Origin of the sequence: Okibacterium sp. HSC-33S16 (assembly GCF_024171565.1) — a bacterium.
Classification (GTDB): Bacteria; Actinomycetota; Actinomycetes; order Actinomycetales; family Microbacteriaceae; genus Mycetocola_A.
This window is the reverse complement of record NZ_JALJZZ010000001.1, coordinates 720,174-739,229: the sequence shown is the minus strand read 5'-3', so window position 1 is coordinate 739,229 and position 19,056 is coordinate 720,174. Positions and strand designations below refer to the sequence as shown.

The 19,056-nt window shown below is 64.2% G+C and carries 16 protein-coding genes and 2 tRNA genes; 5 read left to right on the top strand and 13 right to left on the bottom strand.

Features of this window, described 5'->3' with window-relative positions; all coding sequences use genetic code 11:
• Positions 1 to 60 precede the first annotated feature (60 nt).
• On the bottom strand, positions 61 to 867 hold the full coding sequence (locus tag L1277_RS03585) for a class I SAM-dependent methyltransferase (RefSeq protein WP_253374961.1): 807 nt from the start codon (positions 865 to 867) through the stop codon (positions 61 to 63).
• Positions 868 to 929: 62 nt separating this feature from the next.
• Between L1277_RS03585 and L1277_RS03580 the strand changes: the two genes are divergently transcribed.
• Positions 930 to 2,978: a M3 family metallopeptidase gene (locus L1277_RS03580; protein ID WP_253374960.1), complete on the top strand. Its 2,049-nt coding sequence runs from the start codon at positions 930 to 932 to the stop codon at positions 2,976 to 2,978.
• A 2-nt stretch (positions 2,979 to 2,980) separates the two neighbouring features.
• Here L1277_RS03580 and clpX read toward each other — a convergent pair whose 3' ends face one another.
• The 5 genes from clpX to L1277_RS03555 form a co-directional block, all read right to left on the bottom strand.
• Positions 2,981 to 4,258, bottom strand: a complete 1,278-nt coding sequence (gene clpX, locus L1277_RS03575) for an ATP-dependent Clp protease ATP-binding subunit ClpX (RefSeq protein ID WP_253374959.1) — start codon at positions 4,256 to 4,258, stop codon at positions 2,981 to 2,983.
• A 162-nt stretch (positions 4,259 to 4,420) separates the two neighbouring features.
• Complete coding sequence (locus L1277_RS03570; RefSeq protein WP_253374958.1) at positions 4,421 to 5,104, bottom strand: ATP-dependent Clp protease proteolytic subunit; 684 nt, start codon at positions 5,102 to 5,104, stop codon at positions 4,421 to 4,423.
• 27 nt (positions 5,105 to 5,131) lie between these two features.
• Positions 5,132 to 5,719 carry an ATP-dependent Clp protease proteolytic subunit gene (locus tag L1277_RS03565; RefSeq protein ID WP_253374957.1) on the bottom strand — a complete coding sequence of 196 codons (588 nt, stop codon included), beginning with the start codon at positions 5,717 to 5,719 and terminating at the stop codon, positions 5,132 to 5,134.
• Between the two features lie 185 nt (positions 5,720 to 5,904).
• Positions 5,905 to 7,257, bottom strand: coding sequence for a trigger factor (gene tig / locus L1277_RS03560; protein WP_253374956.1), 1,353 nt, complete (start codon positions 7,255 to 7,257; stop codon positions 5,905 to 5,907).
• Positions 7,258 to 7,313: 56 nt separating this feature from the next.
• Positions 7,314 to 7,387, bottom strand: a tRNA-Pro gene (locus L1277_RS03555).
• 200 nt (positions 7,388 to 7,587) lie between these two features.
• Between L1277_RS03555 and L1277_RS03550 the strand changes: the two genes are divergently transcribed.
• Both L1277_RS03550 and L1277_RS03545 read left to right on the top strand, forming a co-directional pair.
• Positions 7,588 to 7,661, top strand: a tRNA-Gly gene (locus L1277_RS03550).
• A gap of 38 nt (positions 7,662 to 7,699) precedes the next feature.
• Complete coding sequence (locus tag L1277_RS03545) at positions 7,700 to 7,885, top strand: hypothetical protein (protein ID WP_253374955.1); 186 nt, start codon at positions 7,700 to 7,702, stop codon at positions 7,883 to 7,885.
• Here L1277_RS03545 and L1277_RS03540 read toward each other — a convergent pair.
• Positions 7,882 to 8,430 (bottom strand): gamma carbonic anhydrase family protein, encoded by a 549-nt coding sequence (locus L1277_RS03540; protein WP_253374954.1) that lies wholly within the window; start codon positions 8,428 to 8,430, stop codon positions 7,882 to 7,884. The genes L1277_RS03545 and L1277_RS03540 overlap by 4 nt on opposite strands.
• Positions 8,431 to 8,530: 100 nt before the next feature.
• On the opposite strand from L1277_RS03540, the gene L1277_RS03535 reads away from it, so the two are divergent.
• Positions 8,531 to 12,394: an SCO7613 C-terminal domain-containing membrane protein gene (locus L1277_RS03535; RefSeq protein ID WP_253374953.1), complete on the top strand. Its 3,864-nt coding sequence runs from the start codon at positions 8,531 to 8,533 to the stop codon at positions 12,392 to 12,394.
• Positions 12,395 to 12,414: 20 nt separating this feature from the next.
• Here the strand turns inward: L1277_RS03535 and L1277_RS03530 are convergent, their stop codons facing one another.
• Positions 12,415 to 13,074, bottom strand: coding sequence for a response regulator transcription factor (locus L1277_RS03530; protein WP_253375278.1), 660 nt, complete (start codon positions 13,072 to 13,074; stop codon positions 12,415 to 12,417).
• A 22-nt stretch (positions 13,075 to 13,096) separates the two neighbouring features.
• Positions 13,097 to 14,527: a sensor histidine kinase gene (locus tag L1277_RS03525; protein WP_253374952.1), complete on the bottom strand. Its 1,431-nt coding sequence runs from the start codon at positions 14,525 to 14,527 to the stop codon at positions 13,097 to 13,099.
• A gap of 194 nt (positions 14,528 to 14,721) precedes the next feature.
• Between L1277_RS03525 and L1277_RS03520 the strand changes: the two genes are divergently transcribed.
• Entirely contained in the window at positions 14,722 to 15,207 is a 486-nt protein-coding gene (locus L1277_RS03520; RefSeq protein WP_253374951.1) for a Dps family protein, read from the top strand.
• 56 nt (positions 15,208 to 15,263) lie between these two features.
• Here the strand turns inward: L1277_RS03520 and L1277_RS03515 are convergent, their stop codons facing one another.
• The 4 genes from L1277_RS03515 to L1277_RS03500 are packed head-to-tail and all read right to left on the bottom strand — an operon-like array spanning position 15,264 to position 18,956.
• A complete protein-coding gene (locus L1277_RS03515) occupies positions 15,264 to 16,781 on the bottom strand; it encodes an amidohydrolase (RefSeq protein ID WP_253374950.1) in 1,518 nt (505 codons plus the stop codon).
• Between the two features lie 19 nt (positions 16,782 to 16,800).
• Positions 16,801 to 17,796, bottom strand: coding sequence for a DNA-formamidopyrimidine glycosylase family protein (locus L1277_RS03510; RefSeq protein ID WP_253374949.1), 996 nt, complete (start codon positions 17,794 to 17,796; stop codon positions 16,801 to 16,803).
• Between the two features lies 1 nt (position 17,797).
• The gene (locus tag L1277_RS03505) at positions 17,798 to 18,304 is read right to left on the bottom strand and encodes a ribose-5-phosphate isomerase (RefSeq protein ID WP_253374948.1); all 507 of its coding nucleotides are present in this window, start codon (positions 18,302 to 18,304) and stop codon (positions 17,798 to 17,800) included.
• A gap of 37 nt (positions 18,305 to 18,341) precedes the next feature.
• Positions 18,342 to 18,956 carry a DsbA family protein gene (locus L1277_RS03500; protein WP_253374947.1) on the bottom strand — a complete coding sequence of 205 codons (615 nt, stop codon included), beginning with the start codon at positions 18,954 to 18,956 and terminating at the stop codon, positions 18,342 to 18,344.
• Positions 18,957 to 19,056: the final 100 nt, after the last annotated feature.

Here is a 19,056-nt window from a genome sequence, read left to right as displayed (position 1 = left end):
CGGCAACAGTAGTCCCCTCATCGCCCTCGGGGCGGGGGTAGCGGTGCCGTGTCCCTCGTGCTACTTCCGGGCTAGGATCTCGCCGTGCGGCATCGCGTACCAGCCGCGGTCATCGGACACCCACTCCGTCCACGCGGTCGAGATCTCCGCGAGCTCTTCCTTCGATGCTGCACCGGTCTCAATCGACTGCTCCGCGAAGCTCGACCCGACGGCGCGTTCGGCCCAGGCACTTCCCCACCAGTCGCGATCGTCGTCCGTGGAGAAGCACCAGATCGACGCTGTACTTTCCACCTCGGTGAAGCCCGCCTCCATGGCCCATGCCTTGAGTGAACGTCCGGCATTGGGCTCGCCCGCGTTCGAGCGTGCCAGTGACTGGTAGACCCGCATCCAGGTGTCGAGACCAGGCAGAAGCGGATACCAACTAGCGGCGCCATAAATCACGTCGCGGGCCGCGACGATTCCGCCCGGCTTGACGACACGGCGCATTTCGCGGAGCACTGCGACGGGATCACCGACATGCTGCAGCACCTGATGGGCGTGAACGATGTCGAAGGTGTCGTCCGGGTAGTCGAGGGAGTATGCGTCGCCAGCCACGAAGTCCACGTTCATCACTCCGCTGTCGCGCGCGAGCGTCGACGCCGAGACGCACACGTCGGCTGAGGCGTCCATTCCGATCACCGACCCCGGCGTGATTCGCTGGGCGATGTCAATCGTGATGGTTCCGGGCCCGCTGCCCACATCGAGAACCTGGACGCCCGGAACGAGATAGGGCGCAAGGTATGCGGCGGAGTTGTCAACGGTGCGCCAGCTGTGCGTTCTCAGAACGCTTTCGTGGTGCCCCAGCGTGTAGCGCTCGGAAATTGCCATAGCTCCAGCCTATGCGTCCGCTGAAGGCCTCTTGGCCCAGATGACGGGCCTAGGGTGGGATCATGGCTGACGCGTCCAACCCGTTCTTCTTTCCGAGCTCCCTCCCCTCCGGGCTGCCCCCGTTCGGAGAGATTCGGGACGAGCATTTCGCCCCCGCGTTTGAGGCCGGCATGGTCGAACAGCGGGCCGAGATTGACACGCTCGTCGCGAGCGTGGACGCGCCAACCTTCGAGAACACCATGATCCCACTGGAACGGTCGGGCCAGATCCTCGAGCGAGTCAGTGCGGTGTTCTTCAACAAGTGTTCCGCCGACTCGACCGACACGACGGCAGCGCTTGAGCAGGAGATCGCTCCGCGGCTTGCGTCTCACGCGGACACCATTCGGTTAAACCCGGCGCTCTATGGCCGAATCCGGGCGCTTCACGACACCCTTGACCAGCTCGACCTTGACGACGAGTCGCGCTATCTCGTCGAGCGGTACTACACCGAGTTCACCCTGGCCGGCGCGAACCTCAGCAACGAGGACAAAAATCGGCTGCGTGAGGTCAATGCGACGCTTTCGACTCTCACCACCCGCTTCGAGAAGAACCTCCTCGCAGACACCAATGAGCTCGCTGTTGTTCTCACCGACAAGGTTGAACTCGACGGTCTGTCAGCGGGCGAAGTTTCGGTAGCGGCGGAAGCCGCTCGCGAGCGCGGACTCCACGACAGTTACCTCCTCACCCTCGTGCTGCCCACCGGTCACCCGGCACTAGCGAGCCTCACTCGCCGGGATGTGCGCGAACGGGTGATGCGCGCCTCGCAGGCGCGTGGCATCCGTGGTGGAAAATATGACAACCGTCAGCTGGTGCTCGACATTGCGCGGCTTCGTGCGGAGAGAGCCACTCTGCTGGGGTTCGCGTCGCATGCCGCCTGTGTGACGGCCGACCAGACCGCCCGGACGCCGGAAAACGTCGCATCGATGCTCGAGTCACTCGCGCCAGCCGCCGCGCGCAATGCCCGCCGGGAGCAGGCGGATCTGCAGGCAATCGTCGGCACTGAGGGAGAGTCCACTCCGGTGGAGAGCTGGGACTGGGCGTACCTCACCGAACGGGTGCGCTCGGAGCGCTTCGCTCTCGACTCGTCGGAGCTGAGGCCATACTTTGAAGCCGAGCGCGTGCTCGTCGACGGTATCTTCTTCGCCGCTCACCGGCTCTACGGGGTGTCTTTCGCCGAACGCACTGACCTGGTCGGTTACCACCCGGACGTGCGTATCTTTGAGGTCACCGACGAGGATGGTTCGCCGGTTGGCCTGTATCTCCTCGACCTCTACACGCGCGACTCGAAACGTGGCGGCGCATGGATGAATTCCCTGATTTCGCAAAACAGACTGTTGGGTTCGCCCACCGTTGTCGTCAATAACCTCAACGTGCCCAAACCCGCCGCAGGCGAGCGAACGCTGCTCAGCCTTGACGAGGTGACGACGTTTTTCCATGAGTTCGGGCACGCCCTGCATGGACTTTTCGCGACGGTGACGTATCCCAAGTTCGCGGGTACCAATGTCTATCGCGATTTCGTCGAGTTCCCGAGCCAGGTCAATGAGATGTGGATGCTCTGGCCGGAGGTCGTGGAAAACTATGCGGTACATGTCGACACCGGCGAACGGATGCCTGCGGATCTCGTCGCGAAACTCAGCGAGGCGGTCACCTTTAACGAGGGCTTCGCCACGAGTGAGTATTTGGCGGCTGCGCTCCTCGATCAGGCCTGGCACCGGATCTCTCCGACCGACCAGGTGCTCGATGTGGAGTCGTTCGAACGAGCGGCTCTCGCCGCCGTCGGTCTCGACAATCCGGCCGTACCGCCGCGGTACGCGAGCACCTACTTCGCTCACACTTTTTCCGGCGGATACGACGCCGGCTACTACTCCTACATCTGGAGCGAAGTGCTCGACGCCGACACGGTCGAGTGGTTCACCGAGAACGGTGGTCTCACCCGTGCCAACGGCGACCGCTTCCGCGAGCTTCTGCTCGGCGTCGGCGGCAGCAGGGACCCGCTGGAGGCCTACCGAACGTTCCGCGGACGCAACGCACGCATCGAGCCGCTTCTCGCGCGTCGTGGCCTGACCGAGTGAGGCTAGGCTGACTTTTCCTGCCGGCGTTGCTTGTGAGGAACGATCGTCGGCGCGGCGTTTTCAAGCACCGACTCGCGAGTGATGATCACACGTGCGACTTCTTCGGTCGACGGCACGTCGAACATGACGGGGCCGAGGACCTCCTCGAGGATTGCTCGCAGCCCGCGGGCACCAGTCTTGCGCAGCACGGCAAGGTCAGCGATCGCTTCCAGGGCGCTCTGCTCAAACTCAAGCTCAACTCCATCGAGCTCGAACATCCGCTGGTACTGGCGAACGAGCGCGTTCCTCGGCACCGTGAGGATCTGCATAAGAGCATCCTGGTCCAGCGGGGTCACCGTGGTGACGACCGGAAGACGACCGATGAATTCGGGGATCAGCCCGAACTTGTGAAGGTCTTCCGGCAGAACCTCGCTGAAGAGGTTCATGTCGTCGCCCTTGGAGTGCAGCGGAGCGCCGAACCCGATGCCCTTTTTGCCCGCGCGGGACGAGATAATTTCCTCAAGCCCCGCGAATGCGCCGGCAACGATGAAGAGCACGTTGGTCGTGTCGATCTGGATGAACTCCTGGTGAGGGTGCTTGCGCCCACCCTGGGGCGGAACCGAAGCGACTGTACCTTCAAGAATCTTCAACAGGGCCTGCTGAACGCCCTCACCCGACACATCGCGGGTGATCGACGGGTTCTCCGCCTTACGGGCGATCTTGTCGACCTCGTCAATGTAGATGATGCCGGTTTCCGCGCGCTTGACGTCGTAGTCCGCGGCCTGAATGAGCTTGAGGAGGATGTTCTCGACGTCCTCGCCGACGTAGCCTGCCTCGGTCAAGGCCGTCGCGTCAGCGACCGCAAAGGGAACGTTGAGTCGTTTGGCAAGCGTCTGGGCAAGGTACGTCTTGCCACACCCGGTCGGACCGATGAGCAGAATGTTGCTCTTGGCAATCTCGACATCTTCACTGATCGAGTCTGCGCTGGTCAGGGTTGACCGTGCGCGTGTGCGCTTGTAGTGGTTGTACACCGCGACGGAGAGCGCCTTCTTGGCAGGCTCCTGACCGATCACGTACTCCTCGAGGAAGTTGAAGATCTCGCGCGGCTTCGGCAGTTCGAACTCGGTCGCAGCGACCTCGCCCGCTTCAGCGAGTCGCTCTTCGATGATCTCGTTGCACAGCTCAACGCATTCGTCGCAAATGTAAACACCCGGTCCAGCAATCAGCTGTTGAACCTGCTTCTGGCTCTTGCCACAAAAGGAGCACTTGAGCAGGTCGGCGCTCTCACCGATTCGTGCCATCAGTTTTTCTCCTCTTCTGGCTATCCGCTACTTGAGCCTAACCCGAACATGCGACATCGGGGCGTATCCGGCGCGCGGTAGGACACAATCGCCTTCGCGTAGCGCGAAATTAACGATGGGACCCGAGAGCGTGTCTCGAGTCCCATCAATAAATCGTGGTGCTTAGGCGCCCTTGACCAGAGCCGGAAGGCTCTTGCGGCTGGTGAGCACCTGGTCGATGAGGCCGTACTCGAGTGCCTCGGCTGCCGAGAGGATCTTGTCGCGATCGATGTCCTTGTTGACCTGCTCCACGGAGCGGTTCGACAGGGCAGACAGCGTCTCCTCAAGCCACACACGCATACGGAGGATTTCCGCTGCCTGGATCTCGATGTCCGACGCCTGTCCCTGTCCGGCCTGACCGACGGCGGGCTGGTGGATGAGGATCCGGGCGTTGGGCAGTGCAAGCCGCTTGCCGGGAGTTCCAGCCGCGGTGAGCACTGCAGCAGCGGATGCCGCCTGGCCGAGCACGACGGTCTGGATGTGCGGCCGGATGTACTGCATGGTGTCGAAGATCGCCGTCATGGCCGTGAACGAACCACCGGGCGAGTTGATGTACATGACGATGTCGCGGTCAGGGTCCATGCTCTCGAGAACGAGCAGCTGCGCCATCACGTCGTCAGCAGATGCGTCATCGATCTGCACACCGAGGAAGATGATCCGGTCCTCGAAGAGCTTCGCGTACGGGTCCTGGCGCTTGTAGCCGTATGCCGTCCGCTCCTCGAAGCTGGGGAGGATGTAGCGAGAGTTCGGCATCGCCGCTGCGGCCTGCGGGAGGTTGCCTGCTGCGCGGAATGTAGGGGTTTCCATAATTCTTTTCCTTCTGTCTCTCAGCGCTTAGCTCGCGTCAGTGCCGCCGCCACCGGCGACGTCCGTTGCGGATTCACGAATGTGATCGACGAATCCGTATTCCAGGGCTTCCTGTGCGGTGAACCAGCGGTCGCGGTCACCATCGGCGTTGATCTGCTCAACAGTCTTGCCGGTCTGCGCAGCGGTGATCTCAGCGAGGCGCTTCTTCATGTCGAGGATGAGCTGAGCCTGGGTCTGGATGTCGCTCGCGGTTCCACCAAATCCACCGTGCGGCTGGTGCAGAAGCACGCGCGCGTTGGGGGTGATGTACCGCTTGCCCTTGGTTCCTGCCGTCAGGAGCAGCTGGCCCATCGATGCGGCCATTCCGATTCCAACGGTGACGATGTCGTTCGGTACGAACTGCATGGTGTCGTAGATCGCCATGCCTGCGGTGATCGAACCGCCCGGAGAGTTGATGTAGAGGTAGATGTCGCGCTTGGAGTCTTCAGCCGCAAGCAGCAACAGCTTCGCGGCGATCTCGTTGGCGTTCTCATCGCGTACTTCTGCGCCGAGCCAGATGATGCGATCCTTCAGCAGTCGGTCAAAAACACTGTTCGGCAGTGCCAGTTCGGCCATGTCGCGCTCCATTTCAGTTGTTGCGTGTAAACGAATCTATCGGAGGTGAACCGCCGGTTCGGGCCCTGTTCGCCGTGGGCAGATATCGCGTGCCGGCGCTCGTCCTGCCGTCACCAACATGCAGGACGATGAAACGACGGATGCCCCGGAAAAATTTTCCGGGGCATCCGTCGTTATCGTTGTGCTTACTTTTCGGTCGATGCCTCATCGGCGTCGACGGCGGCGTCTGCCTCAGCGTCGTCAGCCGCTGCGTCTGCGTCGTCGTCGGTGGGGATGAATCCCGAGAGGTCAACGGCGTTTCCAGCCGTGTCAACAACCTTGGCCTTGCCGAGAACAACGGCGAGGGCCTTGTTGCGGGCAACCTCTCCGACCATGGCAGGGATCTGCTGGTTCTCGTCGAGGACCTTGATGAACTCGCCCGGCTCCATGCCGTACTGGGCTGCACCCTGGATGAGGTACTGGGTGAGCTCGTCCTGGCTGACCTGAACCTTCTCGGCCTCGGCGATGGTGTCGAGGAGGAGCTGCTGCTTGAATGTCGCTTCGCTCGAGGTCTTGACCTCTGCGCGGTGCTCGTCGTCTTCGAGGCGGCCTTCGCCCTCGAGGTGACGGTGCACCTCGTCCTCAACGAGCTTCTCGGGAACGGGGATCTCGACGAGCTCAACGAGCTTCTCGAGCAGCTTGGTGCGAGCCTCGGTGCCCTGGCCGAATGCCTTCGAGCGGGCGGCCTGCTCCTTGAGGCTTTCGGTCAGCTCAGCGATGGTGTCGAACTCGCTGGCGATCTGAGCGAAGTCGTCGTCGGCCTTCGGAAGCTCGCGCTCCTTGACGGCGCCAACGGTGACGGTGATCTCAGCGTTCTCACCCTCGTGGTCTCCGCCGAGCAGCGGTGCGCTGAACGTGGTGACTTCACCGGCGGTGAGCGACTCGAGAGCTTCGTCGATGCCCTCGATGAGGTCGCCGGAGCCGACCTCGTAGGAGATACCGGACGCGGTGTCGACCTCTTCACCGTTGATGGTGGCAACGAGGTCAATCTGCACGAAATCACCCGTGGCTGCTGGGCGGTCAACCGTGACGAGCGTGCCGAAACGGGTGCGGAGCTTGTCGAGTTCTTCTTCGACGTCCTTGTCGGTGACCTCGGCCTCAGCGACCTCAATGGTGATGTCGTCGTAGGCGGGAAGCGTGATCTCGGGACGAACGTCTACCTCGATCGCGAGCTGAAGGTCTCCGGAGAAGTCCTTGTCGCTCGGCCACTCGACGATGTCTGCCTCGGGGCGACCCAGGGTGCGGATGCCGTGCTCTTCGATCGCAGCACGGTAGAAGCCGTCGAGGCCTTCGTTGACCGCGTGCTCGAGAACGGCGCCCTTGCCCATGCGCTGGTCGATGATCGCCGGCGGAACCTTGCCCTTGCGGAATCCGGGAATGTTGACCTGCTCGGCGATGTGGCCGTAGGCGTGGGTGATGCTCGGCTTCAGGTCTTCGGGCGTCACCGAGATGGCGACCTTGACGCGGGTGGGGCTGAGCTGTTCGACCGTGGATTTCACGTTGGTGTGTTCTCCTGTGTTGTGGATTTTTCCTCGATCTGAGGAGTTTCGGATTGTCGGGGCGACAGGATTCGAACCTGCGACCTCCCGGTCCCAAACCGGGCGCTCTACCAAGCTGAGCTACGCCCCGGTATAAATACCGGTGGTGGACAATTCACGGAGATGACAGGCATCGGTGTGGAAGGCCTCGGACAGTCTAATGCACGGACGCCGACCAAACCTGCGCACGACGTGCGTGCACAAACCACCCTCAAACGTGTACTACGATATTCGAGTGCCGGTTCGCTGGCCCACAATTGAAAAATCTATCCCGGCATAACGTCAGGATTCGGGGCTGTAGCTTAGTGGTAAAGCCTCTGTCTTCCAAACAGATGATGCGAGTTCGATTCTCGTCAGCCCCTCCAGTTTTCCCTCATGCTCCGGCCAGTCGAAGGCGAAGCCCGTGAAGTTGCTCCGCCCGTACGCGATCTGGTCGACCGTCGGAGTTGTGCTGTTCGTTCTCGCTGGCCTTGCGCTCGGCACCGGTCGTTTCGGCGCAGGGGTCATGCTCATGACCGGCGCCGCGCTGTGCCTCGGCACAGGAATGGCCGCTCATAAGCGGTGGAACAAGAAGAACGGGTCGGCCTAGGCAAAACCTTCGCCCAACGATTCCGCATGGTGCCGCGAGTGCTCGAGGTAGATCTCAGCATTGTGGCGGATGCCATCAATCTCGTCGTCGGTCAGCTCACGACGGACTTTCCCCGGCACTCCCGCGACGAGCGAACGTGGCGGAATCTCCGCACCGGACAGCACCACTGCTCCCCCGGCGATCAAACATTCATCGCCGATCACGGCGCCACTGAGAATGACCGCGCCCATGCCAACCAAAACGGTGTTGCCGATCGTGCAGCCGTGCACAACAGCATTGTGACCGACAGAAACGCCTTGTCCAATCACCACGGGCGAGGCTGCATCGACATGCACGGCGACGCCGTCCTGGATGTTGCTGCCTTCGCCCAGTTCGATGGACGATGAGTCTCCACGGAGAACGGCGTTGTACCAGACACTCGAATTCGCCCGAAGGGTGACGTTGCCAATAATGCGCGCTCCCGGCGCCACAAACGCGCTCTCATCCAGCACCGGCCCATCGAGTCCGGTGAGCGGAAGAATCGTTGCGCCGTCGTGCTTCATCATGTCGTCACCCTATCGCGCTCACTTCCCTCCACAGGAGCCACGTTCTCCACCGCATTCGAGCAACTACCCGCAGTGAGACAACCTCTGTCACAATCGGGCCATGTCTCTGACTCCGGGCTCCCCACCGCCGTCTGCACGTCCCGCCGTCACGCCGAACGACGCGGTCCGGTGGCCCTTGCGCGCTGACTTCCTCACCGACAGCACCCGATGCCCGTCATGTTTCGCACCGCTGAGCGCGGCGTCCTTCCGCAACGCTCCTGGAATCACCGGTCCCGTCTGTACCCAGTGCGGACTCGATCTCTCGGGCGCCGAAGCGACCGAGGTCTTCGAGACCGGCAAGACCATCGTCGCCGCCGAGAGTCGCCGGCAGCAGTTAATGGGCCAGATGCGTGCTCAGCAGGCCGAACGAGCGGCCCACGCCCAGGCAGCTTGGGCTGCGCCCCAGGTCCCTGTGCCGCAGGCCCCGTCCGTTCCGATTCCCCAACCGCCGGGGATGAGCCACCCTCTTCCCCAGGCCGCGCCCCTCAGCGCCTGGTACCCGCAAGCGACGGGCACTCCCCCACCGGTGATCGGCAGCGTGCCGCCCGACCCGGGGCGACCTCGGCGATCGGGTATCCAGATCCTGATGCTGACCGTCGGCGTCATCCTCGTATCGATCATGGCCACCTTCTTCGTGTTGTTGGCCTATCTGATTGCGAGCCTCGAGGTCCGATCGGTTCTCACGGCGGTGGCAAGCCTCGCCGTGTTCGGCGCATCCTGGTTGCTGTACCGACGCACACTTCTTGGTACGGCCGAAGGTGTCGCGGTCCTCGCGATCGTGCTGCTTGTGCTCGACGTGTGGATCATTCGTGCCAACGACCTCTTCGGATCCGGCAACATCGACGGGTGGCTCTACACCGGCATCGCCACCGGTGTTCTCGCGATTCTTCTCGCCATCGCGTTCCGCGGTCTTCCACTTCGCTCGATCAGCCTGTCCTCGGTCGTGCTCGCCCCATTCGCCGTCCTGGCGGTCACTGTGGGTATCCTCACCGATACCGAGGGATCCGTGCCGGCATGGGGAGCGCTCTCGGCGGTAGGCATTGTCAGCCTCGCCTGGAAACGCCTGCCGTTCGGCGCGCTCGAACGGCAGCTGTTCCGCGCATTCGGTTTCGTTGCGACCGCGCTGGCCATTGTGCCGGCGTCGTTCACTTTCATCGGCTGGGACGTTGGACCGGTCATCGGCCTGACCCTCGTAGCTTGCATCTGGTTCGCACACCTCGTCGTGTCCCCATTTACACTGAGTCGCTCTCGCGAAGCGTCGGCTGAGCCCACGTCCGAGCCGCTGACGCGCGAAACGCACTCAACAGCCATGCAGGTTCTCGCCGCTGTGGGGCTCGGATTAGCTGTCGCCACGATGGCGCCGGCGCTCTGGCTCCGCATTCCGGACCTCACGGACGCCCTGTGGATGCCTGCCGTCATCGCCCTGACTGGTGCGATTCTCCTCGCACTGATCGCTCGAGTCCCCGCCGTGTCGGATCGCGCAACACTGCTGATGGTCGCGACCACGATCCCCATCGCCGTCGCCGCTCTCGCCATCATCCCCGCCGTCGTCATAGCGCTTTCCGGATTTGATGGCGCGCTCCGGGTTCAGCCGTTCGACCTCACCATCATCGATGAGATCACGGGCCCGGCCATTCGCACGCGGTGGACTGCCGCACTCGCGCTTCTCGGTTTCTCCGTCCTCACCTTGCTCCTCCTGGCGGCCCTCGACCGGGCCCGCCGTTTCGGTTGGGTCCCCCTCATTGCCGTGAGTCTCGGACTCATCGCCGCATCTTTCGCCATCGCGACACCGGCGCTCACCGCACTCGGGTTTCTTTCCCTCGCTATCTCCGGGTTGCTGTGCGCGGGCGCGCGGCGACTTCATCGGCCGTATCGCATCCTGGGAGCGGCAACGAGTGCGCTGAGCACCCTCGCCCTCTTCCTGGTCGGGATGACGAATACGGTCACCTTCCCCTTCACCGCCCTCGCGGTGCTCGCCCTTCTCATTTCATTCCGCGAGATCGTCGACAGATCGACCCGACCGCGGTTCGCGCTCTGGACGACACCATTCATCGTTGCCGCGCTGGTTGCGTCGCTGCTACTGAGCGTGCGGCTGGTGCCGGAATGGGTCCAGACGGTCACCGGGGGAACCGCTGCCCAGGCCGGCCCGGTTCTCCTCGTCGCACTGTGCGCGCTCGCGATCCTCTGCGCCGTCCCCTTGACCACCTTCGTCACCCGCCGATCCGAGGCGGCGGTCACTGCCAGTGTCGCTGTCGTCCCCGTCCTCATCGGCGTCACCGAACTCGCAACACGGGTGCCTGTCGATGCCGGTCCTTTCCTCACTGTCTGCGCCCTGACAGCGGGCGTGGCAATCCTCTGGCAATTCCCGCGAACGGTTGCGACCTGGCCCGAACGTTTCGTCGGGGCCGCAGCTGCGCCCGTTCTTGCTGTGGTCGCCGCCGGGGTCGGATGGGACCAGCTGGGCCAGCCCGGGACCACGGTTGTGGCCTCCGCGCTCACCGTGATCCTCGCGGCAGTCGGACTCGTGCTCTTCCGCGCTGAACACCCAGCCCCTCACGCCCCAGAAGCGGCGGCGCAGCGCATCGTCCACCCCGCGAAGATTGCTCGGCTCGCCTGGGACGCATCCATTGCTCTCACCATTGTTCCGATCTCGGTGCAGGCCGCACGCGCCACGGAACTCGGCTGGGCGGCTCTCCTCCTGCTCGCCGTCACCGTAATTCTCATCGCCAGCGGCGAGGGTGGGCCGATCCAGGGGCGGACAGCCCGCCACCACGTTGCGTGGGCAGGTCTTCCCCTCGCCGTCGCCGCACTGTGGGTCGCGTTGACCCGCAATGATGTCACTGTTATCGAGCTCTACACCCTGCCCGTCGCTGGTCTGCTTCTTGCCGTTCTCGCGGTCGTCCTTGTGCGCCGGCACCCAGTGACGACCGGATCCGGCCGCAGTGCGCTGCTTTCCGCGGCTCTCGCGGTTGCTGTTATCCCCAGCGCCGTTGCATCCTCAGCTGAGGAACCGCTGCGCGGAGGTCTGGTCGTCTCCGCTGCGGCTGTCCTCCTGGTGATAGCGCCATTCCTGCCTTCCGTCGTCCGCGGAACTCGACTGGATGCTGTCGTCTACGTGGCAGGGGCCGGCGCGGCGCTGACGACCGTTGTGGTCCTCATGGCTCGAGGGACACCCGACGGATGGCACAACGAGGGGGTTGCTGCCGCCCTGCTGGTCGCCGGTTTGCTCTGGCTGTTTCGCGCGAAGGATCCGCGGGCGCTCGGTACCGCGGCGGTGGCGCTGTCCAGCGTTGTTGTCGCGGTGCCCCTCGCCGTCGCACTGCTCGTCGACAACATCGCACTCTGGCGCCTCACGATTGCTGTGGTCTTCTGCCTGGTCCTCTACGTTGTCGGCTCGAGCCAGCGTCTGCGGTCATCGCTGATTCGCTGGACGGCTCTCGGCTCAGCACTTCTCCTGGCGGTAGCCGGAGTAACATCCGGGGTTGCGGACCCGTTCGAGTGGGTCACTGTGCCCCTCGCGGCGGGGCTGCTCACTGCGGGTGCGCTTCGGTTGGCTGCTGACCCGATAGCCAGGTCCTGGCCGCACCTGGGCGTTGGTGTGCTGCTGCTTCTGGTTCCGTCGCTTCTCGCCGATTTCACCGGCACAGAGTTGTGGCGGGTAGTTGCGCTTGGGCTCGTCTCGCTCGCGGTGTTCGGTGCCGGGCTCGCTCTGAAACTCAGCGCCCCCGCTGTCACCGGTGCCGCTGTCATCATCGTCCATGCGCTGGCCCAATTGTGGCCCTGGATCTCGGACCTCTACGGGGTGGTGCCGTGGTGGCTGTGGGCAGGAATCGGTGGAGTGATCCTCATCGTGCTTGCGGCGACATACGAGAAACGCATTCGTGACCTCCGAGCGGTGGCCCGCAGCATCAGTTCACTGCGATGACCCGGCCGGTGCGAGGCAGGCTACGGTCGGAGATAGCGGAGTACGGCGAGCACCCTGCGGTGCTCCGCACCTGACGCATCGAGTCCGAGCTTCGCGAAGATCGCCGTCACGTTCTTCTCAACGGCGCCGAGTCCGATCACGAGACGACGGGCAATGCCCTGGTTGTTCAGTCCCTCCGCCATCAGTTGCAGTACGTCCGCCTCCCGCGGAGTCAGCGTCGCCAGCGGGTCGCGGCGGTGAGTAAGCAGCTCTCGGACCACCTCGGGGTCGAGAACGGTGCCACCATCGGCGATGCGGGTCACGGCATCCTGCAGTTCGTTGAGGGATGCGACGCGGTCCTTGAGCAGGTAACCGACTCCACCAACTGACGCCCCGAGGAGCTCTTCGGCGTAGGTGGCCTCGACGTATTGGCTCAAGAGCAGGATCCCGACCGTCGGGCGCGAGGCGCGGATCGCGATTGCGGTGCGCACTCCCTCGTCCCGGAATGTCGGCGGCATCCGAACGTCAAGGACAACAACGTCGACGTCGAGCGAGTCGAGCGCGGCCCTGAGGCTGTCACCGTCGCCGAACGACCCCACCGTCTCGAAGCCTGCTTCGTCGAACAGCCGAACAAGCCCCTCGCGAAGCAACACCGAGTCGTCTGCAAGGGCGACGCGAATGGGGCGCGAGGGGCTGCTGATCACCCAGCAAGCATACGGGTGATCAGCGATCGATTCCCGGGACGGATGCTGTCACGCGCGTTCCGAATCCGGAGGGACTGTCCACAGTCAGCGAGCCACGCAACCCAGTGAGGCGATCGCGCAGGCCGCTCAGTCCGTGGCCGACATCGAACCGGGCTCCCCCGGTGCCGTTGTCTGCGACAAGGACCTCAAGGCGTCGGGATCCAGCGGCGTCGGTCGGCGTCGACATCTCGACGCGCACCGCCGTTGCTCCGGAGTGCTTGGAGGCGTTGGTAATCAACTCGGCAACCACGAAGTACACGTTTCGCTCGATCTCTGCAGGGAGCCGGGTGCCCGCATCGAGGGTGCTTGCCACGGTGATCGGAATGCTGCTCAGTGCTGCGAACGACTCAACGGCGCTAACCAGCCCGCGGTCCTCGAGGATCGGTGGGGCAAATCCACGTGAGAGGGCGCGCAACTCGTCGAGTGACGCCTGAGCCTGCCCTCGTGCCTCGGCAATCAGCGTCTTCGCCGACTCGGGGTCGGTGCCCAACCGACGTTCCGCGGCCGCGAGGTCCATCTGCAGCCGAACGAGACGCTGCTGCGGACCGTCGTGAATGTCCCGTTCGAGTCGGCGTACCGACTGGTCTTCGGCCGACACGGCAGCGCCACGCGATGCGGCGAGCGCAGCCACCTCGGTGCGGAGGTCATCGTTCTGCCAGCGTGACAGCAGACCGCGAGCGATCGTGTCGTGGAGAAGGGTGAGTCCCCGGGTGATGAAGGGCACGGTGACGAGGAACACGATTCCGACGGTCATCATGAGAATGATGTCGGCAGCCCGGGGAGAGACAAGCAATTCACTGTTCGGTGCGAAGAAACCGAAAACGACCTCGCCCAGCCAGAGCTGATCGGGGTCCTGCGGGAGAAACGGTGCCCAGATCCAGTAGGTCACCCCGCCGAGCGCGGTGGCCAGCCAGGTGATCGTCAGAGTCCAGGAGAACGTGCTGACCACGAAGTTCACGAACCCCGTGTGCAGGAGGTAGGTCCAGTAGTGCCCCTGGGTCAGCGGACCGAGCGTCCGGCGCCAGAAGCCTGCGTTCTCGGGGATCGGGTTCCACGTTGGGCGAGAAATCGGTGTTCTTCCCGCCGCTTCAAGCCGGACGAGTTCGAGGGTCCCGAAAGCCCGTGCCACGAAAAGCGCTGCGGTGAGCACGAAGAGGCCCACCACGATGAACACCAATGAGGCGCCAGCCGAAAACAGGGTCACGCCGATGGAGAATCCGACCACAGCAATCGGAAGGGTGAGGAGGAGGAAGCCGAGCTCTCGCGGAACCCCGGCCCACAGCGTCGCATAGCCGTTGCGTGGGCGCGGCTCGGCCGCTGCGGGTCGCTCGTCGCCAGTCATGTGGTCAAGAGTGTCAGAAATCACGGCCGTCGCTGGTGCAGGGCCGCTCTGCGTATCGTTTATCGTCATGCATCCAGCTTCCCGGTGAACGCGGCATGGGAGTATCCGGGAGCCACCCAGATGCCTCCGGGGGAAAACCCCCGAACAGCGGACGCCTGGGCACAAGGTAAGCCCAGCCTTCTCTTGCTTGCGGAATGTGTGGGGCTGAGTAGCGTTGCAGTCCAGAGCGCACCTCAACCAACGCGCAAGTGAAGGGGAACACCATGACAGACATCACCACCGTTTCACAGACCTCCGTCAGCCCTGACGTCGCGGCCGGCGTCGCTCAGTTCCTGAGCCCGGTCGTTCTCGACCTCACCGCCCTTGTCGTCAACGGCAAACAGGCACATTGGCACGTTCGCGGGGCGAACTTCGTCGGAGTGCACGAACTCCTCGACACCATCGTCGCGCACGCCCAGGATTGGGCAGACAGCGCAGCCGAGCGCATCGTTGCCCTGGGGCTCCCGGTCGACGCACGGTTGTCCACCGTCGCAGCCAACGCCACGACACCCCAGCTCACCGCCGGATTCCAGCAGTCCGAGGTGACGATCGCCGAGTTCGTCGCGCAGATCGACGCTGCCCTCACCACCGTGAAGACGGCCGTGAACGAGCTTGACGCCATCGACCTCACCAGTCAGGACATCGCTATCGAGATCTCACGCGGCCTCGAGAAGGACCGCTGGTTCCTCGTCGCCCACGTCGCGAAGTAGCGTTCGTTCCCCGCTCTCACGCAGAGGGTCGCCTTCGGGCGGCCCTCTGTTTTTCGTTATAGCACCGAGTGTGTGAAACGACCGTTCAACACCGTGGCGGCCACAGGCATCCGTCTCAGCTGATCAGCGGTGGATGCCAGTGGATCTGCATCGACGATAGCCAGGTCAGCGAGCCGTCTCGCCGCAACGCGCTCGTGGGGCGTGCGGGTGGCGGCAGCGAGCGCTTCGGACACGGTGATCGATTGTTCCGGATGCCACGGGGCGCGGTTCTCCCTCGACCGGCCGACAGCTGCAGAGATGGCAATCCACGGGTCGAGTGGCGCGACGGGAGCATCAGAGCCGAGGCGGAGGGTGGCACCGGCGTCGAGCAGGCTGCGCAACGGGAAGGCCCGGCGCGTGCGCCCCGGCCAGAGCTGCTCGGCTGCGTCACGGTCGTCCATCGCGTGCTCGGGCTGCACGCTCGCGATCACACCGAGTTCGGCGAACCGCGCAATGTCATCGTCGCGGAGTAACTGCGCGTGTTCGATCGATCCTGCCGCGCCGGTGGCCGCGAACGCGTCGAGCGCCAGTGTGTTGGCTCGGTCGCCGATCGCGTGGATCGCGCTGCTCAGGCCACCGGTCATCGCTCGCCGCATGAGGAACACAAGCTCATCTGTCGGCACCGTCAGCACGCCTCGTGCGTCGGGGCGCCCGGTGAGGCCGTCATAGTCATCGTCGCAGTAGGCGCTTCTCGTGTTGAGGGATCCGTCGGTAATCACCTTGAGTGCGCCCACTTCGACGAGACCGTGGGTGTGCGGCACGATCTGCCCGGTGCTGAGACGCTGGGCCAGCGCACGGTCGAGGTCAGCCGGGTAGATGCCGAATCGCACCCGCAGCGACGTTGCCCCCGCAGCGGTTCGGCGCTTCCAGGCGTCGAGGTTCCACGCCATCTCGAAGTCGCCGATACCCACGACGCCGCGGGCGGCGGCGACGCCTGCAGCCTCTCGTGCCCAGGCGTCGACGAGTGCATCATCAGTGTCGAGGGCCTTGCTCACCGCGAAAGCGTCTTCCTCACGCAGCATGCCGGTCGGGTGGCCGGCGTGCCCGAACCGCTCGAGCGCGGCACCGTTGAGCCAGACACAGTGCAGGTCTGCCCCGATCAGGACGACGGGTCGCCCCTCTGACGCACGGTCCAACGCGGCAAGGTCGGGGCTATCCGGCCAGAGTGCATCCCGGAATCCGGTACCGACGAGGATGTCGCCCGGCTCGGCAGAGGATCGAGCCGAGTGTGCGCGCACGAGTTCGACAACAGACGCCGCTGAGCTGCTCGATGCCAGGTCGAGTCGGCGCGACGCAAGCGCAACCTGGCTGAAGTGAACGTGGTGGTCCCAAAGCCCCGGCAGCACCCAGCGCCCGGCGAGGTCAACGGGTTCACCCTGTGCGGGGCTCACGTGTGCCGGACGGATAGTGCTGATGCGGGCGTCTTCGATCTCGATGTCGACGGGAGTGCCGTCTGACCCGACGATTCGAGCGTTTCTCAGGGTGGTGCGAATGCCCGAGCCAGGCCGCGCCGCACTCAACCGAAACTCCGTCATGCCTGGCTCCCGATCTCGGTCAGCGCTGGCAGTTGGGGCACCAGTAGAGCTTTCTGGCACCCATAACCTCGAGGGCGATGTGTGTGCCACACACCCGGCAGGGCAGCCCCTCCCGCTTGTACACCCAGTGTCGGTCGTCGCGACTGGCCATCGCCTTGCGGTAGTCCTCGCCGGTGAGGTCATCCATGGTCATCATCTGCCCGGTCTCAACGCCGATCGGCAACAGGCGCGCCCAATCACGCCACAGTCCGCGAACCAGTTCCTCCGGCACGAGCTTTCCCGGGGTGTGCGGATCGATCCGTGACCGAAACAGCAGTTCCGCGCGGTAGACGTTGCCGATGCCGGATACCACGGACTGATCCATCAGCAGAAGCCCGATCGGTGTTGGCTTCTTGCGCACCACGGTGGTGAACCGGTCTTCGGCCGCCGGGGTGTCCTCAAGCAGCGGATCAGGACCCAGCTTTGCGATGACCGCGTTCACCTGGGCCGTGTCGAGGATCTCGCAGGCAGTCGGACCGCGCAGGTCGGCGACCGCGTGCTCGGTGAGCAGCCGCAGGCGAACGGCGCCGACGGGTGGCGGTGGAAACGTGTCCCAGTCCTCGCCAGCCAGCCCCTTGGTCTGCTCAGACATTCGCACCCGGGTGTTGCGGGGTGCGCCGATCGAGTGCAGCGAGTTCTCGCCGGCGTCATCGAGGATGGCCGTGGCGAGGTCAGTGCCCTTCTGGTTCGTCTGGCCCATCCGGCCGTTAGCGCTCGCGATGGTCGCATCGGTGGTGATCTCGCCCGCAAAGTCCCAGGCGCCGTACATCCCGAGGTGCACCCGCAGCCACAGCTCGTCATCGAAGTCGAGGAACATCTGCTTGCCGACGGCCTTCACGTCGACGAGCGTTCGCCCGGACAACACCGCTGCGCCCTCGGCAAACCGGCCCTGCGGGCTCGACGCGATGAGTTCAGCGCCCTGGAAGTTGGCCCGGAACTGCCGCGCGATGCGATGAACGGAGTGACCCTCGGGCACGCTAGTTTCGCTCTGCGCTCGGGACGTCGACGCCCTTGCCGACGATGGTGCCTGTTGACTCGTATTCGGCGAGCTGCGCAATCCGGCGTGCGTGGCGCTCGTCGCCCGAGAACGGTTCGGCGATGAACGCGTCGATGAACGACTTGACCTCGTCGAACGAATGCTGGCGGGCTCCGATGGAGATCACGTTGGCGTCGTTGTGCTCACGCGCGAGCTTCGCAGTGCTGTCGTTCCAAACCAGGGCAGCACGGATGCCACGCACTTTGTTCGCGGCGATCTGCTCACCATTTCCAGATCCTCCGAACACCACACCGAGGGCTTCGGTTCCGGCGGCCTGGTCCCGCACCACAGCGAGGGCGGCGTTGATGCAGAAGGCCGGGTAATCGTCGAGGGCGTCGTACTCGGTCGGTCCGTGGTCGATAACCTCGTGACCAGAGTCGCGGAGATGCTGCTGGAGTTCGGTGCTGAAGTCGAGGCCGGCGTGATCGGTGGCGATATGGATGCGCATGCTTCCATTCTGCCGTTCCCGCGTGCGCCCGGTGACGCTAGTCGAAGATCGGGCCTACGGTGCGGCTGCGCTTGAGTTCGAAGAACCCGGGGTACGCGGCTGCAGCGACGATGCCGTCCCAGAGCCGAACGGCGTCCTCACCTTTCGGCGCCGGCGAGAGGACGGGCCCGAAGAACGCAACACCGTTTACGGCGATGACCGGTGTTCCCACGTCCTGGCCCACACGCTCAATGCCGTCGAAGTGGCTCGCTCGCATCTGGGCGTCGTAGCTGTCGGTCAGGGAGTGCTCGGCGAACTCGGGTGGCAGGCCGACCTCGGCGAGGGCCTGAGGGATCACGACATCGGGTTCGGTGGACTCGCCGAGGTGAATCTGCATGCCGAGTGCGTCGTAGAGCGGCTTGACGATAGCTTGCCCAAACTCTTCCTGCGCGGCAGCAACGAGGCGGGTGTAGCGGAGCGCTCGGGGGAAGAACGCCTTGTAGTCGTCGGAGACATCCTTGTCTTCGTTGAGCACCGCGAGGCTCATGATGTGCCAGGTGACGTCGAGGTTGCGAGAGTTCGCCACCTCGTCCACCCAACGTGATGTCATCCATGCCCACGGGCAGGACGGGTCGAACCAGAAATCAACGGCTGTCGCGGTATCGGTGCTCATACCTCCAGCCAACCATGAATTTCGGAGCCGACTCCCCTTCCGATCCCAATCGGCGGGAACGACGCGAGCACTACGCTGGAATCTCGGACACAATCCGTCT